Source organism: Frigoribacterium sp. CFBP 8751, assembly GCF_014841545.1.
GTDB lineage: Bacteria > Actinomycetota > Actinomycetes > Actinomycetales > Microbacteriaceae > Frigoribacterium.
Window position 1 is genome coordinate 418740 of record NZ_JACYUB010000001.1, and the last position, 26229, is coordinate 444968.

Annotated in this window: 23 protein-coding genes; 10 read left to right on the plus strand and 13 right to left on the minus strand. The window is 73.4% G+C overall.

Annotated elements, in window-relative coordinates; translation table 11 throughout:
• Window positions 1-7 precede the first annotated feature (7 nt).
• Window positions 8-1648: an outer membrane protein assembly factor BamB family protein gene (locus IFT88_RS17550; RefSeq protein ID WP_192118649.1), complete on the minus strand. Its 1641-nt coding sequence runs from the start codon at window positions 1646-1648 to the stop codon at window positions 8-10.
• 245 nt (window positions 1649-1893) lie between these two features.
• On the opposite strand from IFT88_RS17550, the gene IFT88_RS02090 reads away from it, so the two are divergent.
• Together IFT88_RS02090 and IFT88_RS02095 are read left to right on the plus strand one after the other, a co-directional pair.
• On the plus strand, window positions 1894-2049 hold the full coding sequence (locus IFT88_RS02090) for a hypothetical protein (RefSeq protein WP_156155614.1): 156 nt from the start codon (window positions 1894-1896) through the stop codon (window positions 2047-2049).
• A gap of 70 nt (window positions 2050-2119) precedes the next feature.
• Entirely contained in the window at window positions 2120-2593 is a 474-nt protein-coding gene (locus tag IFT88_RS02095) for a GNAT family N-acetyltransferase (protein ID WP_192118651.1), read from the plus strand.
• Window positions 2594-2879: 286 nt separating this feature from the next.
• Here IFT88_RS02095 and IFT88_RS02100 read toward each other — a convergent pair whose 3' ends face one another.
• Window positions 2880-4673: a PQQ-binding-like beta-propeller repeat protein gene (locus IFT88_RS02100; protein ID WP_192118653.1), complete on the minus strand. Its 1794-nt coding sequence runs from the start codon at window positions 4671-4673 to the stop codon at window positions 2880-2882.
• Between the two features lie 138 nt (window positions 4674-4811).
• Here IFT88_RS02100 and IFT88_RS02105 point away from each other — a divergent pair, with 138 nt between their 5' ends.
• The gene (locus IFT88_RS02105) at window positions 4812-6359 is read left to right on the plus strand and encodes an APC family permease (protein ID WP_192118655.1); all 1548 of its coding nucleotides are present in this window, start codon (window positions 4812-4814) and stop codon (window positions 6357-6359) included.
• Window positions 6360-6577: 218 nt separating this feature from the next.
• On the opposite strand, the gene IFT88_RS02110 is transcribed toward IFT88_RS02105, so the two are convergent.
• A complete protein-coding gene (locus IFT88_RS02110) occupies window positions 6578-7270 on the minus strand; it encodes a peroxiredoxin-like family protein (protein WP_056228383.1) in 693 nt (230 codons plus the stop codon).
• A gap of 96 nt (window positions 7271-7366) precedes the next feature.
• Between IFT88_RS02110 and IFT88_RS02115 the strand changes: the two genes are divergently transcribed.
• Window positions 7367-7942 (plus strand): MSMEG_6728 family protein, encoded by a 576-nt coding sequence (locus IFT88_RS02115; RefSeq protein ID WP_342212049.1) that lies wholly within the window; start codon window positions 7367-7369, stop codon window positions 7940-7942.
• A 49-nt stretch (window positions 7943-7991) separates the two neighbouring features.
• Here the strand turns inward: IFT88_RS02115 and IFT88_RS02120 are convergent, their stop codons facing one another.
• The 4 genes from IFT88_RS02120 to IFT88_RS16950 form a co-directional block, all read right to left on the minus strand.
• On the minus strand, window positions 7992-8726 hold the full coding sequence (locus IFT88_RS02120) for a peroxiredoxin-like family protein (protein WP_082060215.1): 735 nt from the start codon (window positions 8724-8726) through the stop codon (window positions 7992-7994).
• 324 nt (window positions 8727-9050) lie between these two features.
• Window positions 9051-9827: an Fpg/Nei family DNA glycosylase gene (locus tag IFT88_RS02125; RefSeq protein ID WP_043597581.1), complete on the minus strand. Its 777-nt coding sequence runs from the start codon at window positions 9825-9827 to the stop codon at window positions 9051-9053.
• A gap of 3 nt (window positions 9828-9830) precedes the next feature.
• A complete protein-coding gene (locus tag IFT88_RS02130; RefSeq protein WP_192118657.1) occupies window positions 9831-14762 on the minus strand; it encodes an Lhr family ATP-dependent helicase in 4932 nt (1643 codons plus the stop codon).
• 42 nt (window positions 14763-14804) lie between these two features.
• Window positions 14805-16004: a Fic family protein gene (locus IFT88_RS16950; RefSeq protein WP_192118659.1), complete on the minus strand. Its 1200-nt coding sequence runs from the start codon at window positions 16002-16004 to the stop codon at window positions 14805-14807.
• 140 nt (window positions 16005-16144) lie between these two features.
• Here IFT88_RS16950 and IFT88_RS02140 point away from each other — a divergent pair, with 140 nt between their 5' ends.
• From IFT88_RS02140 to IFT88_RS02150, 3 genes are all read left to right on the plus strand, one after another.
• Complete coding sequence (locus IFT88_RS02140; RefSeq protein WP_192118661.1) at window positions 16145-16789, plus strand: FMN-dependent NADH-azoreductase; 645 nt, start codon at window positions 16145-16147, stop codon at window positions 16787-16789.
• A gap of 2 nt (window positions 16790-16791) precedes the next feature.
• Window positions 16792-17016 (plus strand): hypothetical protein, encoded by a 225-nt coding sequence (locus IFT88_RS02145; protein ID WP_043595914.1) that lies wholly within the window; start codon window positions 16792-16794, stop codon window positions 17014-17016.
• A gap of 87 nt (window positions 17017-17103) precedes the next feature.
• Window positions 17104-18102 (plus strand): aldo/keto reductase, encoded by a 999-nt coding sequence (locus IFT88_RS02150; RefSeq protein ID WP_137848170.1) that lies wholly within the window; start codon window positions 17104-17106, stop codon window positions 18100-18102.
• A gap of 80 nt (window positions 18103-18182) precedes the next feature.
• Here IFT88_RS02150 and IFT88_RS02155 read toward each other — a convergent pair whose 3' ends face one another.
• Window positions 18183-18752, minus strand: a complete 570-nt coding sequence (locus IFT88_RS02155; RefSeq protein WP_043595928.1) for a phosphatase PAP2 family protein — start codon at window positions 18750-18752, stop codon at window positions 18183-18185.
• A 136-nt stretch (window positions 18753-18888) separates the two neighbouring features.
• On the opposite strand from IFT88_RS02155, the gene IFT88_RS02160 reads away from it, so the two are divergent.
• Entirely contained in the window at window positions 18889-19782 is an 894-nt protein-coding gene (locus IFT88_RS02160) for an SDR family oxidoreductase (protein WP_274604720.1), read from the plus strand.
• A gap of 168 nt (window positions 19783-19950) precedes the next feature.
• On the opposite strand, the gene IFT88_RS02165 is transcribed toward IFT88_RS02160, so the two are convergent.
• The 3 genes from IFT88_RS02165 to IFT88_RS02175 form a co-directional block, all read right to left on the minus strand.
• Window positions 19951-20808: an NAD-dependent epimerase/dehydratase family protein gene (locus IFT88_RS02165; RefSeq protein ID WP_192118663.1), complete on the minus strand. Its 858-nt coding sequence runs from the start codon at window positions 20806-20808 to the stop codon at window positions 19951-19953.
• Window positions 20805-21800, minus strand: a complete 996-nt coding sequence (gene pip, locus IFT88_RS02170) for a prolyl aminopeptidase (protein WP_192118665.1) — start codon at window positions 21798-21800, stop codon at window positions 20805-20807. Before pip ends, IFT88_RS02165 begins: the two co-directional genes overlap by 4 nt.
• Window positions 21801-21954: 154 nt before the next feature.
• On the minus strand, window positions 21955-22380 hold the full coding sequence (locus IFT88_RS02175; RefSeq protein WP_043595907.1) for a DUF1810 domain-containing protein: 426 nt from the start codon (window positions 22378-22380) through the stop codon (window positions 21955-21957).
• A 126-nt stretch (window positions 22381-22506) separates the two neighbouring features.
• On the opposite strand from IFT88_RS02175, the gene IFT88_RS02180 reads away from it, so the two are divergent.
• Window positions 22507-23751, plus strand: a complete 1245-nt coding sequence (locus IFT88_RS02180) for a GNAT family N-acetyltransferase (protein WP_192118667.1) — start codon at window positions 22507-22509, stop codon at window positions 23749-23751.
• A gap of 295 nt (window positions 23752-24046) precedes the next feature.
• On the opposite strand, the gene IFT88_RS02185 is transcribed toward IFT88_RS02180, so the two are convergent.
• On the minus strand, window positions 24047-24724 hold the full coding sequence (locus IFT88_RS02185; protein WP_192118669.1) for an SIMPL domain-containing protein: 678 nt from the start codon (window positions 24722-24724) through the stop codon (window positions 24047-24049).
• Between the two features lie 49 nt (window positions 24725-24773).
• Window positions 24774-25487: an alpha/beta hydrolase gene (locus IFT88_RS02190; RefSeq protein WP_043595904.1), complete on the minus strand. Its 714-nt coding sequence runs from the start codon at window positions 25485-25487 to the stop codon at window positions 24774-24776.
• A gap of 98 nt (window positions 25488-25585) precedes the next feature.
• On the opposite strand from IFT88_RS02190, the gene IFT88_RS02195 reads away from it, so the two are divergent.
• Window positions 25586-26134, plus strand: coding sequence for an NUDIX hydrolase family protein (locus IFT88_RS02195; RefSeq protein ID WP_043595902.1), 549 nt, complete (start codon window positions 25586-25588; stop codon window positions 26132-26134).
• Window positions 26135-26229 lie beyond the last annotated feature (95 nt).

Genomic DNA, 26229 nt, shown 5'->3' on the forward strand with positions numbered 1-26229 from the left:
CGGGTCGTCAGCCGACGACGCGCACCGGGTCGACGAGGCGCTGCACGCTGCCGTCGGGGTGGTTCGCGACGAGCGCGCCGCCCCAGAAGTCGAGCTGGTCGCGCTCGGTGTCGAGCTGCCAGAGGCGGTGGCCGTCGGCCAGGTCGAAGGCGGTGACCGTCGACGTGCGGCCGCTCGAGGCGGACGTGGCGTAGCCGGTCGTGCGGCCGACCAGCGCGATCTGGGACTCGCCCGGCACCACCGCCCGGGCCAGCTCGTGGCCGGACGCCGCGTCGAGCAGGCGGACGGTGCGCTCGGCCGCCTCGTCCGACGTGAGGTCGCCCGAGACCGCCGCCGCGCCTCCTGGTTCGAAGGTCTGGGCGAAGACGAGCGACCCCCGGTCACCGGCCGGGTCGGTCGTCACCCGGGCGAGCCCGTGGCGACGGTCGCGGGGCGGCGTGGTCCAGAGTTCGGCGCCCGTGCGGCGGTCGACGCAGACCACCCCGGGCGTGGTCGAGAAGACGACGCAGTCGCCGGTCGCCTGCACCCCGCGGTCCTGGCGGAAGCCGTGCCGCCAGAGTTCGCGCCCGTCGAGCGAGAGCGCCACCACCGTGCCGTCCGTGTCGTCGGTCGAGGTGGGGATCGCCGGGTCGAGGCCCACCACGACGAGGTCGCCGTCGACGACGAGGGTCGTGGCGGTCGGCAGGTCGGGGCCCCAGTCGTGCGTCTCGCCGGTGCGCCCGTCGACCGCGGTGATGGTGCCGCCGTCGAGCACGAGCAGGCCGTCGGGGGTCAGGGCCTCGTCCTGGCTGCCGGTGGTCTCGCCCGTCCACACGGGGGCGTCGAGGTCGTCGGCGGCGTAGAGCGAGAACTCGCCCGTGCCGGGCTCGGAGTCGTAGTAGACGCGGGAGTCCTGGTACGAGAACTGCGGGTCGCTCGAGACGAGGGCCCAGGAGGCGGTGGCGTCGGTCAGGCGCGCGCGCCCGTTCGGCGAGGTGGTCACGTCGGTCAACTCGCCGGTCCCGAGGTCGAGGCGGGCGTACGACGAGGCGAACCCGTCCCCGCCGAAGCCCAGCGTCGAGACGAGGGCCGTGTCGCCGGCGTCCTCGGCGGGCCAGACCTGGACGAAGCCGCTGCCGGCGTCGAGCTCGGCGCCGAGGTCGACCCACCAGCGGACGGTGCCGTCGACCGGGTCGACGCGGGCGAGCCGGCTGACCGTGGGGGCGGTGCCGCCGAAGCCGCCGTCGAAGCGGCAGTCGGCGCCGACGTCCGTGGCGGCGCTCGTGCCCCTGCCGTCGTCGCCCGCGGCACCGCCGGCGCTGACGAGGACGTCGCCGCCGAGCCGGTCGGGGCCGACCGCGGGCTCCGCCTGCCAGAGGAGGCACCGGCCCTGGTCCGACGGCACGCCGACGTCGGCGGGCGTGAGCGTCCACGACCCCGGGACGGGTTCGTGCCGCAGGTCGTCGCCGACGACGCCGTCGAGCGGCGCGGCCGACGAGTAGCGCGGGGCCTCGACCAGGCCGACGGTCGTGACGAGCGCCGCCGCGACGAGGACCGCGGCGCTCGCGAGGGCGAGCCGACGAGGGCGGGAGGCGCGGTGCCAGACGGCGGCTCCGCTGCGGCGGGCGCGGGAGAGCGGCTGGTCGCTCGGTCGGGCGTCGTCCGTCACCCGGCCATGGTACGAGGCGGGTGCGGGGGCGGGCCGTGAGCGGTCCCGGGGTCGCGACCCGCGCCTCCTGGGCTCCCGGGGTCGGCCGTTAGGCTGGTGCGGGCCATCCGGTCCCGCCCGCCGGTGCACGAGCGGCGCCGCCCGTTCGCCCTCTCGTCGCCCGTCCCCTCTCGCCCGCCCCTCGAAGGAGCCGTGCCATCGAAGCCGTCGTCATCTCGATCCTCGCCCTGGCGATCGTCGTGCTCGTGGTCATCCAGGTGATCTACCGTCGCCGCGTGCTGCAACGCCGAGAGGCCTCCGGCCAGCGGGTCGTCGGCCGCGGCACCTACGTCGTCTTCGGCGTCATGGCGGCGTTCTTCCTCTTCGCGGTGTTCGTGTTCCCGCTGCTGGTGCGGGGGTAGTCCGTGTCGAACCGGGCCGTGTGGCACCGCACCGCGTGTCGTGCATCCCACCGTGTCTAGTCACGGTGCCGTGCACGAACTGCGGTGTGCCGTTCCGGCCGACCTCGAGGCGTGCCTGACCGTCTGGGTCGCGGCGTGTGCTGCACGTGACGGGCAGGCGTTCGACGGGGTCGCCGAGCGGGCCCGGCCGAAGTTCGGCGCGGGCGTCGTGTGGCTGGTCGCGGACGGCGTCGACGGGGCCGACGGCTTCGTGCTCGCGACCCGCCCGGGCAGCGGCCTGCCCGCGGACCCGGCCGACGCCCCGGTGCTCGGCCTGCTGGCGGCCGGTCCCGGGGCACAGGCGCGAGGGCTGGGGCGTGCCCTGCTGAGGGAGGCGACCGCGAGGCTGGCCTTGCTCGGGTACCAGCGCGCCGTGTTGCACGCACTCCTCGACAACGTCGCCGCGGTCGGGCTCTACGAGAGCGAGGGGTGGGTGGCCGCGGGCGACCCGTTCGAGCACTCGCTGCTGAAGCGGCCCACGCAGCGGTTCGACCGGCTGCTCTGACCCGACGGCTCAGCCGCCCTCGGGACGGGCGAAGCCCGAGCGGAACGCGAAGACGGCCGCCTGCACGCGGGTGCGGCTGTCGGTCTCGGCCAACAGGCTCGAGATGTGGCTCTTCACGGTGGCCGTCGGGACGAACGAGACGCGTCCAGGCGTCCTCCGAAGGGATGGTCTCGGGGCGATGCGCCCGAGTGCTCACCCGCCGCGTCGCCATTCCGCCACGAAATGAACACGCCGCCACCCGATGTCATGGCGGGTTGTTTATCTCGTGGCGGCGGGTTGAGCCGCGTCACCCGCCGGCGGCGACCGCCGTGCCGTCCCCGAGGCGGCGGACGACGCCGTCCTGGGTCACGACGACCAGGTGCTGCCCCCAGAACTGGTAGGTCAGCACGTCGTCGCCGGACGTCCGCCAGAGCTCTCGGTGGCTGGAGCGGTCGAGGGCGACGACGGCCAACCGCCCGTCGACCCCGAAGGTCTGCTGGTAGACGGTCGTGCGCCCCTGGGCCAACGGTGCCGAGTACCCCGGCAGGGTCGCCTCGAAGACCACGCGCCCGTCGTCCGCGTCGAACGTCGTCACGGTCGACGTCTCGTCACCGAAACCGCTGGACGGTGAGACGGTGACCTGCACCTCGTCGAAGGCGGAGCTCGGCGAGGGGTTCCACCCCGACTGCACCGTCTGACCCCTGGAGACGGGGATCGTCGTCGACCACACGGTCCGGCCCGTCGAGGGCGACAGGCAGGTGACCGAGGCCCGACCCACGGGTTCGTCCGCCTCGGCGGTGTCGCCGGCCTCGTCCGAGCCCCTCGGCCCCGCGACCACCGGGTCGCCGACAGCGACCGTGGACGTGACGGCGACGCACCGGTCCGACACGATCAGCGAGGCGTCGCCCGACAGGTCGGCCGTCCAGTCCACGGTGCCCGGCCGGTCCTGCGAGAAGGCGACGAGCTGCTGCCCGGTGGGCGCGGCGAGCGTCACCACCACGTGGTCGCCGGCCGCCTCGGGCCAGCCGTACGCGTCGTCGTCGATCGGCAGGCGGTGCTCGTCGCCGGTGGCGGCGTCGATCACCCGTGACCCCTCGCCGGCCGTCGTCAGCAGGTAGAACTCGTCGTCGACGAGCCTCACGGTGGCCTGCGACGGTTCGTCGCCCTGCCACGTGACGGTGTCGGGATGGTCGAGGTCTCGGAGCTCGAACCGCGTCACGTCGTCCTCGTCGGTGGTCGGCCCCGAGCCGTCGGGCCCGAACCGCGACCGGGGCTGGTGCGAGACCAGGACGGTCGTCGTGGAGACCTCCTCGATGCGCGTCACCAGGTCGTCGTCGGTCGACTCGACGGACGCGGACCAGTCGGTCACCTCGCCCGTCCGCAGGTCCATCCGGGCCAGGGTCGAGCCCGTGTCGCCCTCGACGACCAGGGTGGCCACGCGTCCGTCGTCGTCCGGCGTCACCGACACCGACCGCACCGCCCGACCGAGGGCCGTGGCCACGTTCGCGCTCCACACCACGTCGCCGGTGTCGCCGTCGACCCGGGCCAGGCGTCCCCCGGCACCGCCGCAGCGGTCGGACTGCTCGGCCGACTGGGCGGAGACGAGCGCGTCGTCGCCGACCATCCCCGCGAACGCGTAGTAGGCGCAGCCCGAGGGCATCCCCGGGGTGGCCGCATCCGCCAGGTCGGTCTGCCAGACGGTCGCCGTGGGCTCGGACCGCAGGTCGTCGACCAGCATCGCGGGCCGCACCGGCTCGTCGTACCGCGGCTGCATCGCGAGGCCCGCACCGGCGACGAGCGCGGTCACCACGGCGACGGCGCCGACCGTCAGCCCCAGGCGGCGAGCCCGGGAGGCGCGGGTCCAGACCCGGCGCAGCGCACGACCCGTTCGGCGTCCGACCGCCTGCAGTGATGGCGGCCGCGCGCGCCTCCCTCCTCCGGTCGGCTCCACCCCGGCGTACCCGTCGCGAGCACCGGCGTCGGCTGCGGGCTCGTCGGGGTGATCGGCCGCGGAGGCGGGCGTCGTCGAGGAGCCGGCCCGCGCCTCCCAGGCTGCCGCCGGGCGCTCGGGACGCATCGGCTGCCACGGTCGTCCGTCCACGATGCCCCTCTCGCCCGCCATGCTACGAGACGCGGCCGGTCCGCCGGTATGCTGGCGCGTCGTCCCCCGAGACGGGGCCACACCGACCGCCGGCACCACCCGCCCGCACCACTCGCCCGCACCACCCCAGGAGGCAGAATGAGCACCGTCCCCAAGGCCCGGGGGCTCAGCACCCTGTGGCGCACGAAGTCGGTCGAGTCGTCGCTCGCCGACTCGACGGGGCCCGAGAACGGGCTGAAGCGCTCGCTCGGCGTCACCGACCTGACCCTCATGGGCATCGCCGTCGCGGTCGGGGCCGGCATCTTCTCGGTGGGCGCCAACGCCGCCGCGAACTTCGCGGGCCCGGGCGTCACGTTGTCGTTCCTCCTCGCCGCCGTCACCTGCGGCCTCGCGATCATGTGTTACGCCGAGTTCGCCTCGACCATCCCCGTCGCGGGCAGCGCGTACACCTTCACCTACGCCACCCTCGGCGAGTTCCTGGCCTGGATCATCGGGTGGGACCTCATCCTCGAGACCCTCACCGGCGCGGCCGTGCTGGCCAAGTACTGGGGCATCTACCTCAGCACCGTGTTCTCCGGATTCGGCCTGGACGTGCCCGACACCCTGTCGATCGGGCCGCTCGAACTGAGCTGGGCGCCGTTCGTCATCGTCGCGTTCTTCACCGTGCTGCTCGTCCTGGGCACGCAGCTCAGTTCGCGCGTCGGCAGCGTCTTCACCGTCGTCAAGGTCGCGATCGTGCTGTTCGTCATCGTGGTCGGCTTCTTCTTCGTCAAGGCGTCGAACTACACGCCGTTCGTCCCCGCGTCGCAGCCCCGCCCTGCCGGCGAGGGCGACGTCTGGACGCAGTCCCTCTTCTCGTTCGTCTCGGGCGCCGAGCCCGCGCAGTACGGCGTCTTCGGCCTTCTCGCCGGCGCCTCGCTGGTCTTCTTCGCCTTCATCGGGTTCGACGTCGTCGCGACCAGCGCCGAAGAGGTCAAGAACCCGCAGAAGACCATGCCCCGCGGCATCTTCCTGGGCCTCGCCATCGTCACCGTGCTCTACGTGATGGTCTCCATCGTGCTCACCGGCATGGTGTCGTACCGCGACCTCGCCGCCGTCGAGGCCCCGACCCTGGCCACGGCCTTCGACCTGGTCGGCGTCGGCTGGGCCGCCCAGGTCATCGCCATCGGAGCCCTGATCGGCCTGACCACGGTCATCATGGTGCTGCTGCTCGGCCTCGCCCGCATCGTCTTCTCGATGGCCCGCGACGGCCTGCTGCCCCGCTGGCTCGCGAAGACCTCGGCCGTCCGCAAGACGCCCGTGCGCGTCCAGGTCATCGCCGGCGTCGTCGTCGCGCTGATCGCCGGCTTCACCGACGTCGGCGTCCTGGAAGAGATGATCAACATCGGCACGCTGTCGGCCTTCGTGCTGGTCAGCATCGGCGTCATCGTGCTGCGGCGCACGCGTCCCGACCTGCCGCGGGCGTTCCGCGTGCCGCTGTCGCCCGTGCTGCCGATCCTGTCGGCGGTGCTCTGCGTCTGGTTGATGTTCAACCTGACCACCCTCACCTGGGCTCGGTTCGCCGTGTGGCTCGTGATCGGCGTCGTCGTGTACTTCGCCTACGGGCGTCGGCACTCGCGGGTCGGGCTCGGCGAGGACGCCGCCGCCCCGGCACCCGCCGTCGACGCCGGTGGCGGGCCGCGCTGAGCGGTCTGCAAATCGACGAAGAACCCCGTTGCGTGCGGTGGACCCCGAATCGTCGGGGTCCACCGCACGCACCGGGGTTCTTCGCGGTGTGCCAGGGGTCGACGGCACGCGGGTCGACGGCACAGGGGTCGACGGCACAGGGGTGACCGGCGCAGCGGGGCCGAGCGCGCCTCCTCGGAGTCAGGAGGCGCGGCGCGGCGCAGGAGGCGCGGTGCCGGTCAGGAGGCGGGGGGCGTGTCGAGCGCGTCGACCGCGGCGACGACCTCGTCGACCTCGGTGCGGGTCGTGTAGTCGACGTGGACGTCGGCGAAGACGACCTTGCCGTCACGATCGACGACGAGGACGGTCGGGAACGGCACGTCGGCGGTCGCGTCGGCGTTGCTGTCGGCGACGTCGAACCCGAGGTCGGAGTGCACCGCCCGGGCGGCCGCGACCGGTTCGGTCTGGATGCCCAGGGCCCGGACGAGGACGTTGCCCGGGTCGGACAACACCGGGAACTCGAGGCCACCGTTCGCGACGGACCGCTCGCTGCCCTCGGGCGTCTGGGGGCTGATCGCGACCAGGGCGACGCCGCGCTCGCGCAGTTCGGGCAGCAGGTCGGCCTGGTAGGTCTTGAGCGTCAGGTTGCAGTACGGGCACCAGGCGCCGCGGTAGAAGACCAGGACGGCCGGACCCTCGCCGACGGTCTCCGACAGCGAGACCTCGTCACCGGCGGTCGTCACGAGCGTCGCGTCCACGATGGTGTCGCCCACCCGGACGGCGGCCGCGGGGACCCCCGAGTCGCGCAGTCCCGACTGCTCGTCGTCGAAGACCCTCGTGGCGTCCGCGCCGATCTCGGCGTTGAAGCCCTCGTTGAACTCGGTCACCTGGTCGGCGATGCGGGTGGGGATGGGGGAGTCGGCGTTCGACATGGGGTCCTCTCGACCGTGACGGGGTGCACCGGGTTCGGGCCGGTCACCTCGATCGAGGGTAGGCGGATGCGTGCCCGGGGGACCGCATGGTGAGGGGTGGTGTTCGCAATCGTCCGGGCCGGGCATGGCCGCGCGCTCGTCCTCGACGGCCGCACGCTCGTCCTCGACGGCCGCCCGTCGTCCCGCACGGGCGTGTTGGCTGGTGCGGTGCAGACGTTCCTCCCCTACGCCGACTTCCGTGCCAGCGCCGAGGTGCTCGACGACAAGCGGCTCGGCAAGCAGCGGGTCGAGACGCTCCAGGTCATGCGGGCACTCGTCGTGCCCGGCTACGGCTGGCAGAGCCATCCGGTCACCGCGATGTGGCGGGGGCACCGGCCGGCCCTGATGGCGTACCAGGTCGCGACCTGCGCGGCGTGGGTCGCTCGGGGCTTCGCCGACACCTGCCTCGACAAGACGCTCGCCACCCTCGACGAGGTGCCCGCCGACGCGGCGGCGTTCCGCGCGGACGAGTTCGAGCTGCCTCCGTGGTTCGGCCGGGAGGACGTCCACCGCTCGCACCGGTCGAAGCTGCTGGCGAAGGCACCCGAGTCCTACGCCGCGGTGTTCGGCGACGAACCCGCCGACCTCGACTACGTCTGGCCCGTGCCGACCGCGGGCGACGCGTCGCGGTGACCGGGCGGGGTGACCGAGCGCGGTGACCGAGCGCGGTGACCGGGCGGGGTCAGGCCGCGCGCGCCTCCAGCAGGTCGAGGGCGGCGACGATCTCGTCGACCTCGGTGCGCGTCGTGTAGTCGGTGTGGACGTCGGCGAAGACGACGACCCCGTCGTGGTCGACGACGAGCACGGTGGGGAAGGGGATGTCGCCCGTCGCGTCGGCGTTGCTGTCGGCGACGTCGAACCCGAGCTGGGTGTGGACGGCACGGGCGTCGGCGCTGGGCTCGGTCCGGATGCCGAGGGCTCCGCTGAGCACGTTGCCCGGGTCGGACAGCACGGGGAACTCGAGGCTGCCGTTCGTCACCGACGCCTCGGAGCCCTCGGGGGTCTGGGGGCTGATGGCGACGAGGGCGACGCCGCGCTCACGGAGGCGCGGCAGCAACTCGGCCTGGTAGGTCTTGAGCGTCAGGTTGCAGTACGGGCACCAGGCGCCGCGGTAGAAGACGAGCACGGCGGGCCCCTCGCCGACGGTCTCGGCGAGTGAGACCTCGGTGCCCTGGGGCGTCAGCAGCGTCGCCTCGACGACGGTGTCACCGGGCTTCACGGCGTCGTCGGGTACGCCGGCCTCGCGCAGGGCGCTCTGTTCGTCGTCGAAGACCTTCGAGAAGTCGGGGCCGATCTGCGCGGTGAAGCCCTGGTTGAAGTCGGTCACCTGGTCCGCGATGGTGGTGGCGGGGCCGGTGGTGCCGGCGGTGCCGCTGTCGGGGGTGCTGGCGGTGTCGGGGGTGCTGGTGTTCGACATGGTCGTCCTCTCACGCTGACGGGCTCGCCGGGTACGGCCGTCGGGTGTCGCCGATCGTAGGCACGTCGCCTCGGACCGACGCCGAGTCGCGTCACGGGGCGTCACATGCGGCCGGACGGCCGGGCGCTCGGGCGCTCGGGCGCTCGGACCCTGCCCTGCCGATGAACCTGCATCCCGGCGCTGCTCGGCCGCCGACCCATGCCGCCACGATGTGAACATCCCGCCACACGATTGCGTGGCGGGATGTTCACATCGTGGTGGCGTGGTGGCGTGGTGGCGTGGTGGCGTGGTGGCGCGGCGGCCTGCCGGTCGGGCAGGCGACCGTCAGCTCTGGCAGTGCGGGCACCAGTAGGTGTCGCGCAGCTCGAGTTCGCTCTCGCCGAGCTCGCCCCGCAGGATCTTCGTGCCACAGCGCAGGCACGGCTTGCCCGCCCGGCCGTAGACCCAGTCCGTCGTGCCGCGGAGGTTGCCGGTCGTGGTGCGGTCGACCCGGTCTTTGTTGGCCTGGATCAGCCGGTGCGCGAGGTCGATCATCTTGGGTCGGTTCTCGACCTCGCCGACGGGACGCGTCGGCAGGACGCCCCGGAGGAAGCAGAGCTCGTTGCGGTACACGTTGCCCACCCCGGCGAGCACCCGCTGGTCGAGCAGCGCGAGTCCGACCTCGCGGGCCGGGTCGGCCTCGAGGTTGGCGAGGGCCCGCGCGGCGTCCCAGTCGGGGCCGAGCAGGTCGGGGCCGAGGTACGAGACCACGCTGTCGTCGTCGTCGCGGGTCACGAGCTCGACGATGCCGAGGTCGAACCCGACGGCGACCCAGTCGGCGGTCTCGAGCACCACGCGCGCCTGGTAGGCCGGGCGCTTCCACTTCGTGCCGTGCCGGTAGACGTGCCACGAGCCCTCCATCTTGAGGTGCGTGTGCAGCGTCAGGTCGCCGATGTGGTGCAGCAGGTGCTTGCCGCGCGCGATCACGTCGTCGATCACCTCACCACTGAGGTCGACGGTGGCGAACGCCGGCACCCGGAAGTCGCTGGCGGTGAGCGTCTGGCCGTGCAGCACCGCGTCGAGGTTCTTGGCGGCGCGGTAGACGGTGTCTCCTTCGGGCATCGGTCAGGCCCTCAACCGGATGCCGCTCGGCGTCGGTGCGAATCCGGCATCGCGCAGGGCGTCGCCGAGGGCGGTGCCCAGCACGAACGCGCCGTCGACCCGTTCGACCGCGAGCTTGCCGATGCGGTTGCGCACGGTGGCGGCCAACGAACCCGCGGCCAGGGCGAGTTCGCGCTCGTCCGGCTCGCCGAAGGTCAGCACGGTCTTGCCGCCGCGTTCGACGTAGACGACGAGTCGGCCGTCGACGAGCACCACGAGCGAACCCGCCTTGCGCCCCGGGCGGTGACCGGACTTCTTCTTGTCGCCCGCGCCTCCGGACGCGTCGTTCGTCCCGCGGTCGGAACCCCCCGAGGAGGCGCGGGTCGCGTCACCCGCGGAGCCCGCCTCGGCGCGCGTCCCGGCTCCCGTCGCCGTGGTCGCCGCCGCGGCGGTGGCGGCTCGTGCCGCCGCGCTCGCGACGGCCGCGGCCTCGTCGGCGGAGACCCCGTCGAGCGTCTGCCCGGGCCACGGCAGGGCGGCGCCGTAGGGGTTCGCCGGGTCGGTGGCGGCCAGGGTCACCACGGGCACGTCGCGCTGACGACCCGCGGCGACGAGGGTGTCGTCGTCGCGGCGGTCGCCCTCGTCACGGACGAACGACCGCAGGCGGTCGACCGTCGGCCCGGTCGCGAACTGCGCCGCTCCGAGGCCCTCGACGAAGTAGCCGCGGCGGGCGCGACCCGTCTCTTCGAAGCCGCTGAGCACCTTGTAGGCCGTCGAGAAGCCGCCACGGACGCCCTCGTTGACGACGGCGCCCCGGGTGACGACGCCGTGTCGCTCGAGCAGGATCTCGGCCGTCGCGGCGGCACGCACGGTGCCGTCGGGTTCGGCCAGGGGCAGCAGCGACCAGCGGCCGCCGACGGTGGGCGGGCCCGCCTGTCGGGGCATGGCGACCCGGCCGCGGCTGCGGTACGACGAGCGCGACCGCGTCGGGGTGCGCGGCCGCGGCGTGCGTCCGCCGCCGACCTGGGTGCGCAGGGGAGCGAAGGTGTCGTTGGTGATCTGCCCCGCCCAGACGAGCTGCCAGATGGCGGTGACGAGCGAGTCGTCGTCGGTGCTGCCGACGGCGTCGGAGAGCTGCCGGAAGAAGTACGCCCCGCCGCCGGCCAGGGCGGCCAGCACCTCGCGTTGCAGGTCGTCGGTCTCGGCCCCGGACGGTTCGGGCAGGGTGACCTGGGCGCCGTCGGCGAGGTGCAGGCTGACCCAGCCGTCGTTGCCGGGCAGGGTGCCGGTGCCCGACCAGATGACGTCGCCGGTGGCGGTGAGCTCGTCGAGCATGGACGGGTTGTAGTCGGTCACGCGGGCCGGCAGGATCAGGGACTCCCACGCCGAGGCGGGCAGCGAGACCCCGCTGAGCTGGTCGACGACCTGCACCACGCCGTCGAGGCCGCGCAGCCCCGAACCCTTGAGCCCGGTGGCGACGTGTTGCCAGGCGGGCAGGAAGCGTCCGAGCGTCTCGGGGGCGACCGGTTCGACCTCGTGACGCAGGGCGGCCAGCGACTTGCCGCGCAGTCGACGCAGCACCTCGGAGTCGCACCACTCGCTGCCCTGCTGCCGGGGCCGGAACTCGCCCTCGACGACGCGACGCTGGGTGGCGAGCTTGCGCAGGGTGTCCATCACGACGGCGGTGCCGAGGCCGAGACGGTCGGCCACCATGGCGGGGGTGAAGGGGCCGTGGGTGCGGGCGAACCGGCCGATGAGGTCGCCCAGCGGGTCGTCGACCGGTTCGACGAACGCGGTCGGCACGCCGATCGGCAGGGCGACGCCGAGGGCGTCCCGGAGGCGCGAGGCGTCCTCGATGCCGGCCCAGCGGACCGTGCCGGCGTGGGTGAAGCGGAGGACGCGGTTCGACCAGGCGAGGTCGGTCAGGGCGGTCTCGAGCGCGCGGTGGGCGTCGTCGCGGGCGGCGACGTCGCCGGCGACGAGGGTCGCGGCGAGCCAGCTGCGGTCGATGATCTCGTCGGTCGTCAGCGGGCCGAGCAGGCGCAACAGGTCGACGACGCCCTCGATGTCGCGGGCCCGACGGTCGGCAGCGAGGCGCTGCAGTTCGAGTTCGTGCTGGTCGATGACGTCGGCGTCGAGCAGCTCGCGCAGCTCGGCCCGGCCGAGCAGCTCTTGCAGCAGGCTCGAGTCGAGCGACAGGGCGGCCGCACGCCGCTCGGCGAGCGGTGAGTCGCCCTCGTACATGAAGGCGGCGACGTAGCCGAAGAGCAGCGACCGGGCGAAGGGCGAGGGCACCTCGGTCTCGGTCTCGACGATGCGCACGGTGCGGCTCGCGAGGTCGCGGGTGAGGCTCATCAGGGCCGGCAGGTCGTAGACGTCCTGCAGGACCTCGCGGACGGCCTCGAGCACGATCGGGAACTGCGGGTACTTGCGCGCGACGTCGAGCAGCTGCGACGACCGCTGGCGTTGCTGCCAGAGCGGCGACCGCTTGCCGGGGTTGTACCGGGGCAGCAACAGCGCCCGGGCGGCGCACTCGCGGAATCGCGACGAGAACAGGGCGGAGCCGCCGACCTCTTCGGTGACGATCTCGTCGAGGTCGTCGAGCTCGAACGAGAACAACTCGGCCCCGGGAGGCTCGGCGTCGGTGTCGGGGATGCGCACGACGATGCCGTCGTCGGCGGCCATGGCCCCGCCGTCGACCCCGAGCTGGTCGCGAATGCGGGCCGAGACCGCCAGTGCCCACGGGGCGTGGACCTGCATGCCGTAGGGCGAGTGCAGGATGAGGCGCCAGTCGCCGAGCTCGTCGCGGAAGCGCTCGACCACGAGGGTGGTGTCGGTCGGCACGTACGACGTGGCGGCCTTCTGCTCGCCGAGGAACGCGATGAGGTTGCGAGCCGCCCGCTCGTCGAGGCCGCCGGCGGCGACGCGGGTGGTGGCGTCGGCCTCGCTCGAGTTCGACAGTTCGCGGACGTAGCCGCCGATGGCCTTGCCGAGCTCGGCGGGGCGCCCGATGCCGTCGCCCTTCCAGAAGGGGACGCGGCCGGGCTGGCCGTAGGCGGGCGAGACGAGCACACGGTCGTGGGTGATGTCCTCGATGCGCCAGCTCGTGGCCCCGAGGGCGAACACGTCGCCGACCCGGGACTCGTAGACCATCTCTTCGTCGAGTTCGCCGACGCGGGCGGCCTTCTCGCCGACCATGAAGACCCCGAAGAGGCCGCGGTCGGGGATGGTGCCGCCGCTCGTCACCGCGAGGCGTTGGGCGCCCGGGCGGCCGGTCAGGGTGCCGTGCACGCGGTCCCAGACGATGCGGGGCCGCAGTTCGGCGAACTCGTCGGAGGGGTACTTGCCGCTGAGCAGGTCGAGGGTGGCGTCGAAGGCGGAGCGCGGCAGGGTGGCGAACGGGGCGCTGCGGCGCACCGTGTCGAACCAGGCGTCGGCGTCGAGCTCGTCGAGGGCGACGGCCGCGACGGTCTGCTGGGCCAGCACGTCGAGGGGGTTGGTCGGCACGCGCAGCTCTTCGATGAGCCCGGCGACCATGCGCTCGGCGGCGACGGCGGAGTGGATCAGGTCGGCCCGGTGCTTGGGGAACAGCACGCCCCGCGAGGTCTCGCCGACCTGGTGCCCGGCACGGCCGACGCGCTGCAGGCCGCTGGCGACCGACGGCGGCGACTCGACCTGGATGACCAGGTCGACCGCACCCATGTCGATGCCGAGCTCGAGCGAGCTGGTGGCGACGACGCAGCGCAGCCGGCCGCTCTTGAGGTCGTCCTCGATCAGGGCGCGTTGGTCTTTCGACACCGACCCGTGGTGGGCTCGGGCGAGCAGGGGATCGCTGCCGGCGGTCTGCCCCGACCCGCCCATGAGCTGGGCCGGTGCCCCGCCGCCGACGGCCGGGTTGCGCTGTGCGGCGGGCGCCGGGGCGAAGGGATCGACGGTGTCGGAGGCCGGGTCGTCGCCGACGCCACCGGCCGTGACCAGCTGGCCCCGTGCCTCCTCGGTGGCACGCACGGCGGCCTCGAGGTCGCCGCCCTGGCGTTCGATCCAGATGTCGTTGAGGCGGGCCGTGAGGCGTTCGGCCAGGCGGCGTGAGTTCGAGAAGACGATGGTCGAGCGGTGCGCGGCGATCAGGTCGACGATGCCCTCTTCGACGTGCGGCCAGATCGAGCCCTGCGGTGCGGCGCCGGCGGCCGACCCTTCGAGCGGGGCGGCGGTGCCGAGCTCGGTCATGTCGTCGACGGGCACGACGACGCGCAGGTCGAACTTCTTGTCGGCGCGGGGATTGACGATGGTGACGGGTGCCGGCCCGGCCAGGAAGCGGGCGACCTCTTCGGGCGGTCGGACGGTCGCGCTGAGCCCGATGCGCTGCGCGGGCTTCTCGAGCAGGGCGTCGAGGCGCTCGAGCGAGAGGGCGAGGTGGGCGCCGCGCTTCGTCGAGGCGACGGCGTGGACCTCGTCGATGATGACGGTCTGCACGCCCTTGAGGGTCTCGCGCGCCTGCGAGGTGAGCATGAGGTAGAGCGACTCGGGCGTCGTGATGAGGATGTCGGTCGGGGTGCGGGCGAGCCGGCCGCGATCGCTCGAGCTCGTGTCGCCCGAGCGCACGCCCACCGTGATGTCGGGAGCCTCGGTGCCCAGACGTCGAGCGGTCTGGGTGATGCCCACGAGTGGCGAGCGGAGGTTGCGCTCGACGTCGACGCCGAGCGCCTTGAGCGGAGAGATGTAGAGCACGCGGGTGCGGTGCAGCTTCTCGTCGGGCGGCGGCGACGAGGCCAGCGAGTCGATCGACCAGAGGAACGAGGCGAGCGTCTTGCCCGAGCCGGTCGGTGCGATGACGAGGGCGTGGTCGCCCTGGCTGATGGCCGTCCAGGCGCCCTCTTGCGCCCGGGTCGGCGCGGCGAACGCCCCCCGGAACCACTCGCGGGTCGCGGGGGAGAAGCGGTCGAGCACGTCGGTCATCGCTGCCATCCTGCTCTGCACCACCGACATTCCGCCGAGGGGTCAGCCCAGCACGGTGGCCTCGCCCCGACGTCCTGAGCGCGTGGCGAACGCATCCAGCGCCTCGAGGACCTGGTCCGCCCGCCAGATCGTGCCCATCTTGTACTCGGCCTTCTGCTTCAGCACTCCGGATTCGACCAGCCGTCGGAGCAGGGGGTAGACGTTGCTCGGGGCGAGCGAGAGCCGGGAAGCGGCCGTCGTGGCGTCGAGGACGGGTTGGTGGACGAGCAGGTCGAGCAGGCGCCAGACCGAGGAGTCGCGTCGTGCGGTCACGCGGGCAGACCAGGACGCTCGGACGTCGTGGAGGTCGTCGACGAGCGTCCGGGCGTTCGCGACCGCCCGGAGGGAAGCCTCGGCCGTCAACCGCACGATCGGGTCGAGCTCGCCGGCCCGGTAGGCCGTCAAGGCCCGGTGGTAGGCGTCGACGTCGGTCAGCAGACCCGCCGAGACCGGCACCGTCACGGACCGCGTGACCCCCTTGGACCGCAGCATCGCCTGGGTGAGTGATCGCCCCGTCCGACCGTTGCCGTCGGTGAACGGGTGGATGGTCTCGAACTGGGCGTGGGTCACGGCGGTCTGGACGAGGACGGGTAGGTCGTCGCGTCGTGCGAAGGTCAGGCAGTCGTCGAGCAGGCCCGGGACCCGTTCGCTGACGGGGGCGACGAACTCGGCGCCGACGGGGCTGGCGCTGCTACGACCGATCCAGACCTGCTCGGTCCGAAGGGCGCCGGGGGTGTGCCGCGCGTCCGACGCCATCAGCGTGGCGTGCATCGTGAGGACGGAGGCGCGGGTCAACTCCTCAGCCAGGTCGATCGCCGCCGACATGGCCCGCGTGTTCGCCGCGATCAGGGTCGCGTTGCGCTTGCGTTCGTCCCCGAGTTCGGCCGAGAACACGGATCGGGCGTTCGCGGTCAGGTTCTCGATGCGCGACGAGGCGACGGCCTCGCTGCGCAGCAGGAGCGGAGCGAAGGCCGCCACCTCGCCGCCGAGGGTGGCGTCGAAGCGGGTCAGTTCGAGAGAGGCGTCCTCGGCGAGAGCGGCGACCTCGGGCGACGGAGCGGGGTCGAGTGCGCCGATCAGTGGGGGCACCGCCGCACGGAACACGGCCGGGCGGAACAGCTCGGTGCGCAGCCCAGCCGTCGGGCGCCCGGACGGCACCCACGCGACCTGCTCGTGGTCGAGTGGAGGCCAGATGGCGGTCACGACACCTCCCAAGTCAGAAACCGGTCACGTCTTTTTATGACTTGCGGCGACAAGTCATAATCTCCTGCGACGAGGTTATGGTCTGTGACCCCGCGGCGCAACGTCGCCGACCGTGTCGGCCGCCCGGCTACGGTGGGCGCATGCCGAACCTGCTCCACCTCGACTCGTCAGCCGACCTCACGACGAGCCGCTCACGCGCGATCACCGCGGCGTTCGCGGACGCCTGGCGCGACCTCGGCGCCGACCACACGGTCACCCGCCGCGACCTGCACGTCGACCCGCTGCCGCACCTGAGCGACAGCGCGCTGCACTGGCCGCCGCGGCTCCGGCAGCCGGGCGACGCCCCCGACCCCGCCCACGAGGCCCTGCAGCAGGCCCTCGTCGCCGAACTCGTCGCCGCCGACGTCGTGGTGATCGGTGCCCCGCTCTACAACTACTCGCTGCCCTCGACGCTCAAGGCCTGGGTCGACAACATCCACCTGCCCGGCGTCACGGCGCCCTTCGACGGCGACGACCAGCAGCCGATGCTCGGACGACCCGCGGTCGTCGTGACCAGCCGCGGCGGCGTCTACGACGAGGGCACGCCGACGGCCGGCCGGGACCACGCCACCCCGGTCCTCGACATCGTCCTGGGGTCGACGCTCGGCATGCACGTCGAGACGATCGCCACGAACCTCACGCTCAGCGACCGGCTGCCGATGCCCGAGGCCGCCCGCGAGCGAGCGACGCGTGAACTGCGAGAGGCGAAGGAGGCGGCGGTCGCCTCGGCCCGCCGCCTCGGCTGACCGTGTCGTCGCGTCGACGAGGCGGCCGTCGGGCCGGGGCCGCACGTCGGCTGAAGTCGATCGTCGCCCGCGTCTTCGGAATGCTGGCCGCGGCGCTCGCCATCGTCGGGCTCGTGCGGTTGCTGCAGGGGCAGGCCGGGTTCGGTGCCGCCTTCCTCTTCGCGGCGTTCGTCTCGGTCGTCGTGGCCTACGCGCTCGTCCGCAGCGTGAACGCGTCCCGCCGCTGACCGCAGCGGCGCCGGGAGCCGTGCCTGCGCCCGCACCGGCACCTGGGCCTGGGCGAGCCGTCGTGCGGCGTGGCTAGGCTCGACGACATGCAGAGCCGCACCCTCGGAACCCGTTCATCCTTCCTCGCCGACCGTCCCGTCTCGGTCATCGGCCTCGGCACCTGGCAGCTCGGTGCCGACTGGGGTGACGTCAGCGAGAGCGACGCGCTCGACGTGCTGGGCGCCTCCGTCGAGTCCGGGGTGACCTTCTTCGACACCGCCGACGTCTACGGCGACGGACGCAGCGAGCAGATCATCGGGCGTTTCCGCGCGTCGAACCCCGACGTCCCGCTGACGGTCGCCACGAAGATGGGCCGCCGGCTCGACCAGGTGCCGTCGAACTACGTCCGCGACAACTTCGTCGCGTGGACCGACCGCTCACGCCGCAACCTCGGCGTCGACACGCTCGACCTCGTGCAGTTGCACTGCCCGCCCACCCCCGTCTTCGAGAGCGACGCCGTCTACGACGCCCTCGACGAGCTGGTCGAGAACGGGGCGATCCGCGCCTACGGCGTCAGCGTCGAAGAGACGGCGCAGGCCCTGACCGCCATCGCGCGCCCGAACCTCGCGACCGTGCAGATCATCTTCAACGCGTTCCGCCTCAAGCCCCTCGACGAGGTGCTGCCGGCCGCGCGACGCGCCGGCGTCGGCATCATCGCCCGCGTCCCCCTCGCGAGCGGGCTGCTCTCGGGCAAGTACACGACCGAGACGACGTTCGCCGAGAACGACCACCGCACCTACAACCGTCACGGCGAGGCGTTCGACCAGGGCGAGACCTTCAGCGGCGTCGACTTCGAGCAGGGCGTCGCCGCCGCGCAGGAGTTCGCCGCGGCCGTCCCCGACGGCGTCACCGTGCCGCAGGCCGCCCTCGCCTGGATCGTCGAGCAGCCGGGCGTCAGCACGGTCATCCCCGGCGCGCGCAACGTCGCGCAGGCCACGGCGAACGCGGCGGCCGGCAGCGTCGGCGACCTCGACGACGGGCTCGACAGCGAGGTCGTCCGCATCTACGACCAGTACTTCCGCGAGGCCGTCCACCCCCGCTGGTAGTCCGAGCGGGTCGACCCGGGTCGACCCGGCCGGTCCCGCTCGGTGTCGCCGAGCAGGGCCCGGCCGGGAACCCCGTCGGGTCAGCGCTCGCGCGGTGACACGAGTCGCCCGACCAGCGCGACGCCCGACCCGATGATCAACCCGCCGACCACGTCGGACGTCCAGTGCGCCCCCACGTGGAGGCGCGACCACGAGACCGCGCCGGCCAGCGGCAACAGGGCTGCCGCGGCCCCCGGCGACTCGATCGCGACGCCCGTGACGAATCCGGCGGCACAAGCGGCGTGGCCGGACGGGAACGACGCGGACAGCGGCTGGCTGCGCAGGCGTCGTTCGATCGGGACGTCGTCGATCAGCGGACGGTTGCCGCCGAAGATGCGCTTGCCGACGATGTTGGCCATGGCGCTGGCGAAGCCGAGCGACAGCGTGCCCCGCACGGCGGCGCGTCGCTGACCCACGAGAGCGAGGCCCGCGGCGACCGCGGCCCACAACAGCCCGTGGTCGGCGAAGTGGCTGAGGCGGCTGAGGTTGCGGTCGACGACCGGCACCCCTCGGACCGAGTTGATGCGTTTCGCGGCCCGTCGGTCGGCGCGCAGCACCCAGGCGGGCAGGACCTGACGGGGAGTCTCGGAAGGCAGTGGCAGCAGGGGCACGCGACCACCGTATCTTTCTCCGGGGGCCGCGCCGCGCCTCCTCGGTTCCGCTCGTCGCGCCGCGGCCGGCGTGGTCGCCGTCGGCCGGGGTACAAGCTGGGCCGGCGCGGCGTCGCCGCCGCGTACACCGGGGGACATGGCAGACAACATGTACACCCCGCAGAACCCCGTCACCCAGTACCCGCAGCCGCCTTTCGAGCACCAGCAGCAGAGCGCCCCCGGCGACGTCCACGCCATGAAGCCCGAGCCCGACCACGGCGAGACCAGCTACGTCGGCAGCGGTCGCCTCGCCGGCCGCAAGGCCCTGGTCACGGGTGCCGACAGCGGCATCGGCCGCGCCACCGCCATCGCCTTCGCCCGCGAGGGCGCCGACGTCGCGCTGAGCTACCTCGCCGAGGAGCAGTCGCAGGCCGAGGAGGTCGCCACGCTCGTCCGCGAGGCCGGTCGCACCGCCGTCCTGCTGCCCGGCGACCTGCAGGTCGAGCAGACCAACGTCGACGTCGTCGAGAAGACGGTCTCCGAGCTCGGCGGACTCGACATCCTGGCGATCATCGCCGGCGTCATGCCGACCGTCAGCAGCATCGACGACTTCGAGACCGAGACGCTCGACCACGTACTCAAGGCCAACATCTACCCGCTGTTCTGGCTGACCAAGGCCGCGTCGACGCACCTGCAGCCGGGGGCGTCGATCATCACGACCTCGTCGATCCAGGGCTTCCAGCCGTCGCCCGACCTCGCCGAGTACGCCGTGTCGAAGGCCGGCATCGCCAACTGGACCCGCGCCATGGCCCAGCAGCTCGCCGAGCGGGGCATCCGCGTCAACGGCGTCGCGCCCGGCCCCGTCTGGACGCCGCTGCAGCCCGCGTTCGTGCCGAACGAGAAGATCGAGAGCTTCGGCTCGGAGGCCGCCTACGGCCGCCCCGGCCAGGCCGTCGAGCTGGCCCCCTCGTTCGTGTTCCTGGCCAGCCAGGAGTCGAGCTACATCAGCGGCGAGACCATCGCCGTGACGGGTGGCACGCCGATCCACTAGATCGTCGACGCGCCCTCGAGGACGCCGTCGGGCGGACCGGACACCGCCTGGAGCCGCGGTGCACCGTCGACTCGACGGCGTTCTCGTGCGCGGGGCGGACCGCTCGGGCGAAGCCCGTGCAGATCGTGCGGGCCGAGCCCGGGCGGGTCGAGCCCGGGCGGGCCCGGCTCAGGGATGCCGCACGCCCTCGCCCGCGATCACGGCGCGGTACCCCTCGCGGAAGGTCGGGTACGTGAGGGCGAACCCGGTGCCGCGAAGTCGTGCGTTCGACAGCCGCTTGTCGCCGCCGGCCTGACGGCCCCGAGGAGGCGCGCTCGGCGGCACGGGCACCCCCAGTTCGTCGGCCACGAACGTCAGCACGTCGTCGAGCCTCGACGGCTCGTCGTCGACCCCCACGTACAGGACGTCGGTCGGCCCTGAGGTGGTGGTGAGGTGCACGATCGCGGCCGCCGCGTCGTCACGGTGGATGCGGTTCGTGTGGGGGGAGCTACCGGCAGGCTCGGCTAGTCGCGCTTCTCCGTCACGCACCTGGGTGATGAGCCGCTCCCGGCCCGGGCCGTAGATGCCGCCGAGGCGCAGGACGATCTCGTCGGGACGGCGTGCGTGCAGCAGAGCTTCGGCCTCGAGGATGACCTCGGCCGTCGCGGAGGCCCCGGTCGCCGGTGTGGCCTCGTCGACGACGCTGCCGTCGTCGACGTCGTACACGGCGGTCGACGAGACGAACAGCACCCGGGCGTCGACCGCCCCGGCCTCGTCGAGTGCGTCGAGGACGTTGCGCAGGCCGTCGACGTAGGACGCCCGGTAGGTGTCGACGTCGCGCGACCCGGCCGAGAGGGCGACGACGACGACCTCGGTGTCGGCGGGGAGCGTGGGGCGGGTGGTGCTCAGGTCGATCGAGACGCCCTCGATCGAGGTCGGCAGCTCGTCCGCCGAGCGACGGAGGCCGAGGACGCGGTGCCCCAGGGAGACGAACCGCAGGGCGGCCTCGGTGCCGAGGTCGCCGCAGCCGGCGAGGACGACGGTCATCGGGTCGCCTCGTCGTCGGACGCGGTCGGCGCCTCGGCGAACCGGTCGGTCGCCGCGATCAGCGCGTCGAGGATGCCCGGCTCGTCGAACGCGTGCCCGGCGTCGTCGACCAGGACGAAGTCGGCATCGGGCAGGGCGGCGTGCAGGTCGAAGGCCGTGGTCGCCGGCGTGCACAGGTCGTAGCGACCCTGGACGATGACCGTCGGGATGTGGGCGACGAGGTGCGCGTCGCGGATGAGCTGGCCCTCGTCGAGGAAGCCGCGGTGGACGAAGTAGTGGTTCTCGATGCGGGCGAAGGCCAGCGAGAACGCCGGGTCGGAGTACCGCTCGACCAGGTCGGGGCGGGGCAGCAGGGTGATCGCCGAGGCCTCCCACGACGACCAGGCCACGGCGGCGGGCCCGTAGACGGCGGGGTCGGGATCGGCGAGCAGGCGCGCGTAGGCCTCGATCAGTCCGCCCGCTCGGCGTTCGTCGACCGGCACCGGGGCGAGGTAGCCCTGCCACCGGTCGGGCAGGACGTTCGACGCCGGGCCCTCGTAGAACCAGTCGAGCTCGCTCTGTCGCAGGGTGAAGATGCCGCGCAGCACGAGCTCGGTGACGCGGTCGGGGTGGGTCTCGGCGTAGGCGAGCGCCAGGGTCGAGCCCCACGAGCCGCCGAACACCTGCCACCGGTCGATGCCCAGGTGCTCGCGCAGGGTCTCGAGGTCGGCCACGAGGTGGTGGGTCGTGTTCGTCGAGAGGTCGGTGCCGAACGTGCCGGCGTGGGGCGTGCTGCGACCCGCCCCGCGTTGGTCGAGCAGCACGATGCGGTACCGGTCGGGGTCGAACAGTCGGCGGTGCGCGGGCGACGACCCGCTGCCGGGCCCGCCGTGCAGGAAGACCACGGGCTTGCCGTCGGGGTTGCCGCATTCCTCCCACCAGACGTGCTGGCCGTCTCCGACGTCGAGCAGGCCGGAGTCGTACGGTTCGATCTCGGGGTAGAGCTGGCGCATGCCGACGAGCGTAGCCGTGGGTGCCGACACCGGCAGGGGAGGCGCGTAGCCGTGGGTGCCGACACCGGCAGGGGAGGCGCGGCGCCTGGGGGCGACGACCCGCGCCTCCTCGTCCGGGGAGGAGTCGTCGCCCGACGGACGGCCGCCGACGGGCTCAGAGGCGGGCGACGGTCAGGTCGTCCTCGACGCCGTCGAACCAGCGTTCGAGCACGGCCCGGAACACGGGTTCGGTCGGGTCGGCCCGCCCGAACAGGGTCATCGACGAGCGCAGCTTGAGGGCGTCGATCCCGCCCATCAGCTCGCCGGCGCTCGCGGCGTCCGCCCGGGCCGCGACGCCCGCCGCCTCGCGCAGGCGCGGGCCGAGCAGGGGATGGGCGAGGTAGGCCCGCGCCTCGTCGAGGGATCGGATCGCGTAGGTGCGGTCCATGCCGCTGCGGCCGAGGCCGGCGATCTGCGGGAAGACGAACCACATCCAGTGTGAGGTCTTCCGGCCACGGCGCAGCTCGGCGAGGGCTTGGTCGTGGGTGCCGCCGGCGTCCTGCGCGTGGACGTACCGGTCGAGGTCGAAGGGGTCGCTCATCGCCCCGTTCTACGCGCCGCGAGTCGAACCGTCTCCCCCCTGGTGCGGAGGGCGAGGACGGCGCTACTCTGGTCGGCTGCCCTGCCGGGCGGCGGACCACGTCCCCGCCTCGACCCCGGAGTCCCCGTGACCGACATCGTGATCGACGAGATCGTCGTTCCCCGCACGCTCGAGCCCCGTCCCGTCGCCGACCGCGACGCAGACCCCGGCCCCGACCACGCCGACCGCGCCGACCACGCCGACCACGCCGACCGCGCCGCCGCCTACGTCGAGGCGATCGACCTCGAGAACGCCGTCCAGGCCGCGGTGCTCGGCTTCGGCGACCTCGACTTCTCTCCGGCCGAGCAGCTGCCGCAGTGGCACGACCCGTTCACGCCGCGGCGGCTGTTCGTCGTGCGGGCCGAGGGGCGCATCGTCGGCCAGGCCACGTACGAGACGCTCTCGGACCCGGCCGTCACGACCTGTTGGCTCTGGGTCGCCGTCGACCCCGAGCACCGCCGCCGGGGGCTCGGCACGGCCCTGCTCGACCACGTCGAGGCCGTCGCCCGCGCCGCCGGTCGGACCGACGTGATCTCCTTCGTCGCCTCCGGCCAGGGGGTGGCCTCGGGCCAGGACGCCACCGCGGGCTCGGACGCCACCTCGGGCTCGGACGCCACCTCGGGCTCGGGGCCCGCAGCGGGCCCGGGCCCCTCCACCGCCCCGGCCGACCGCCTCGAGGCCTCGACCGGTCACGGGTGGGTGCCTCGCGCCTCCTCGGAGGTCCGGTTCGCGCTCTCGCGCGGCTACGCGCTCGGCCAGGTCGAGCGCATCAGCCGCCTGCCCCTGCCGGTGGACGAGGAGGCGCTGGCCGCGATCCGCTCCGAGGCGCTCGCCGCGGCGGGGGGCGAGTACCGCGTCCACACCTGGTCGGGCCCCACGCCCCGGCGCTGGCAGTCCGACGTCGCGGCCATGGCGACCGCACTGAGCACCGACGCGCCCATGGGCGACGTGCCCGAACCCGAGGACGTCTGGACCGTCGAACGCCTCGTCGAGGCCGAGCGGCGACGCGCCACGAGCGGGCGTGCCTCGCTGACCGCGGCGGCCGAGCACGTGCCGACGGGCCGGCTCGTCGCGTGCTCCGACCTCGCGGTGCCCGACGACGCGTCGCGGCCCGTGATGCAGCAGATGACCCTCGTGCGGCGGGAGCACCGCGGGCACCGGTTGGGGTGGCTGGTGAAGGTCGCCAACCTCGACCGCCTGGCGGTGGAGAAACCGGGCCGCCCGGCCGTGTTGACGTTCAACGCCGAGGAGAACCGGCCCATGCTCGCCGTCAACGAAGCCGTCGGGTTCGTGCCGATCGGCGTCGAAGGGGTGTGGCACCGGCTGCTGTGAGGTGGGGCCGGGGCCGGGGCCGGGCGGGGCGGGGCGGACAGGCGGCACGGCGTCGCGCCGGGGTGCGGGAACCGGAATCAGACCGGCGGGTCGAGTCGGTGTGTGCCGAACCCGACCGGTGGCATGTGCCGACCTGTGCCGAACCCGACCGGCCGTGCGACTCCTGGCGTGCCTTACCCGACATCACCGCGACGACACGCGGCTCAGGTCGGTCGCCGCCCGGCGTGTCGACGGCCGATCGTCGCGATTTGCACACCGGGCAGGGGGCAGGGGCAGGGGCCGGGAGACGGGAGGGTCAGGCGACGAAGTCGGCGCTGACCTCGGCGGAGACCTCGATGTCGTCGGGGTGCAGGTCGAAGGTGACGGGGCCGCCCGTCGAGAACGTCGCGACGGCTCGGGCCAGGCCGAACGGGTTGCCGCCACCCGGTGCCCCGGGTCGCAACCCCGGCTCGAACACCGACTGCACGGTCGGCTGCCCGAGCCCGAGCGCCTCGGCGTAGTCGCCGGCCCGGGTGACGGCGTCGGCGACGGCGGCGACCCGCACGGCCTTCTCGACCTCGGGTCGGTGGGCGTGGCTGAGCGACCACTCGATCCACTCGACCGTCACGCCCGGTTCGAGGGCGACGTCGCCCACCCACGACGCCAACGCGTCGAAGTCGCTGAACCGCACGTCGACGGCGGCCCGGGTACGGAACCGCACCCCCGAGGAGGCGCGGGTCTCGTCGACCCCGTCGCCCCCGTCGGTCGTCACCCCGGTCTCGACCGCGACCGTGACGCTCCGGGCGCTCCACCAGGTGGCGGCCTCCTGGCGGCGCCAGGCCGTCGCCTGTTCGCTGAGGCGGGAGTGCACGGCGGCGGTGTCGCGGACGACCTTCTCACGGTCGTCACCGTCGAAGCCCACGGTGAGGTGGACGACACCGCGCTCGGCACGGTGGCGGTGGGTGGCGGAACCGGACACCGAGAGCGTCGCCATCGCGCGCCTCCTTCGTTCGTCGGGGTGACGGGCCGGGGCGGGCCCCGGATCAGTCGGTGGAGTCGCCGCCGGCGACCGACACGGGTGCGTCGGCGTCGACGACGGGAGCGGCGGTCACGCGACCGATGAACGCGTTGAGGTCGTCGAGTTCTTCTTGCGAGATGCCGTGGGCCAGACCCGGGTACACGGTCTGTTCGGCGTCGGCGTGCGCCTCGAGCCAGGCCGAGGTGCGCTCGACGGCGTCGGCGGGGATGATCTGGTCGACGTCGCCGCGGCCGTAGAAGACGGAGGGGCGGACGGCCGTCACGGCGTCGTCCCGTGCGGCTGCGCGCTCGATCGTGGCGTCGTCCCCGGCGGCGGGGACCACGAACCCGGCGAGCACGGCGGCGAACGCGAAACGCTCGGGCGCGTGCCGCACCAGCTGCAGCGAGAGCGAACCGCCCTGAGAGAAGCCGAGCAGGCTGACGCTCGGGTGGTCGCTCGCGAGCGAGTCCAGCCAGGCGAGCACGGCCTCGGCCGCGTCGTCGACGGCACCCGGGTCGGGCGCACCGGGCGTCGAGAGCGGGTACCACGAGAAGCCGTCACCATGAGGCAGAGGTGCCCGCAGCGACGCCGCCACGAAGTGCTGCGGCAGGTAGGGAGCGAGGCCGATCAGGTCGCCCTCGTGCGAGCCCACGCCGTGCAGCAGCACGAGCAGGGGTCGCCCGTCGCGCTCGGCCTCGACGGCGGACCACTGGACGAGGGACGGGTCGATCTGCACCATGGACCGAGCCTAGCGACGGGCGGCGACATCGGGGCCGGTGCTGTTCGCCCGTAGCGTCACGTCACGCGATCGGGCCGTCGAGCCGGTAAGAATGGGCCATGAGCTCCGTGCGGACACCCGACCCCGACCCCAATCCCGGCTGGCTCTCGGAGGACGAGCTCTTCCAGGCGCGGCAGCACCTGCCGATCCTCTACGTCGAGGCCGTGCCCGTGCGCACCGACGGCATGGGGGTCGTGACCGAGGTCGGGGTGCTGCTCCGCGCCTCCGACGAGGGGTCGATCTCGCGCATGCTCGTCTCGGGCCGGGTGATGTACGGCGAGAGCCTGCGCACCGCCCTGTTCCGCCACCTCGAGAAAGACCTCGGGCCCATGGCCTTCCCGCAGCTGCCGCCGTCGCCGGTGCCGTTCCAGGTCGCCGAGTACTTCCCGCTGCCTGGCTCGTCGGTCTACACCGACCCCCGGCAGCACGCCGTGTCGCTCGCCTACGTGGTGCCCGTGACCGGCACCTGCGACCCGAGGCAGGACGCCCTCGAACTCACCTGGTTGACGCCGCACCAGGCCGCCTCCGACGAGGTCGCCGCCGAGATGGAGGGCGGCCGCGGCACCCTGCTGCGCAGCGCCCTCGCCTCCGTCGGCGCCCTGCACTAGCCCCCGGCGCGCAACACCCCCGAAACGGCGCGACACCCTCGGATCGCTGGGTGTCACGCCGGTTCGGGGGTGTCGCCCGGTACTCCTCCACAGGC

Bases quoted from the DNA above. Each gene is read 5' to 3' on its own strand.
- IFT88_RS02150 (WP_137848170.1), top strand. From the start codon at position 17,104: ATGCAGAGCCGCACCCTCGGAACCCGTTCATCCTTCCTCGCCGACCGT.
- IFT88_RS02185 (WP_192118669.1), bottom strand. From the start codon at position 24,724: ATGGCGACGCTCTCGGTGTCCGGTTCCGCCACCCACCGCCACCGTGCC.
- IFT88_RS02175 (WP_043595907.1), bottom strand. From the start codon at position 22,380: ATGAGCGACCCCTTCGACCTCGACCGGTACGTCCACGCGCAGGACGCC.
- IFT88_RS02165 (WP_192118663.1), bottom strand. From the start codon at position 20,808: ATGACCGTCGTCCTCGCCGGCTGCGGCGACCTCGGCACCGAGGCCGCC.
- IFT88_RS02130 (WP_192118657.1), bottom strand. From the start codon at position 14,762: ATGACCGACGTGCTCGACCGCTTCTCCCCCGCGACCCGCGAGTGGTTC.
- IFT88_RS02190 (WP_043595904.1), bottom strand. From the start codon at position 25,487: ATGGTGCAGATCGACCCGTCCCTCGTCCAGTGGTCCGCCGTCGAGGCC.
- IFT88_RS02105 (WP_192118655.1), top strand. From the start codon at position 4,812: ATGAGCACCGTCCCCAAGGCCCGGGGGCTCAGCACCCTGTGGCGCACG.
- IFT88_RS02195 (WP_043595902.1), top strand. From the start codon at position 25,586: ATGAGCTCCGTGCGGACACCCGACCCCGACCCCAATCCCGGCTGGCTC.
- IFT88_RS02125 (WP_043597581.1), bottom strand. From the start codon at position 9,827: ATGCCCGAAGGAGACACCGTCTACCGCGCCGCCAAGAACCTCGACGCG.
- IFT88_RS02110 (WP_056228383.1), bottom strand. From the start codon at position 7,270: ATGTCGAACGCCGACTCCCCCATCCCCACCCGCATCGCCGACCAGGTG.
- pip (WP_192118665.1), bottom strand. From the start codon at position 21,800: ATGCGCCAGCTCTACCCCGAGATCGAACCGTACGACTCCGGCCTGCTC.
- IFT88_RS02160 (WP_274604720.1), top strand. From the start codon at position 18,889: ATGGCAGACAACATGTACACCCCGCAGAACCCCGTCACCCAGTACCCG.
- IFT88_RS02120 (WP_082060215.1), bottom strand. From the start codon at position 8,726: ATGTCGAACACCAGCACCCCCGACACCGCCAGCACCCCCGACAGCGGC.
- IFT88_RS02140 (WP_192118661.1), top strand. From the start codon at position 16,145: ATGCCGAACCTGCTCCACCTCGACTCGTCAGCCGACCTCACGACGAGC.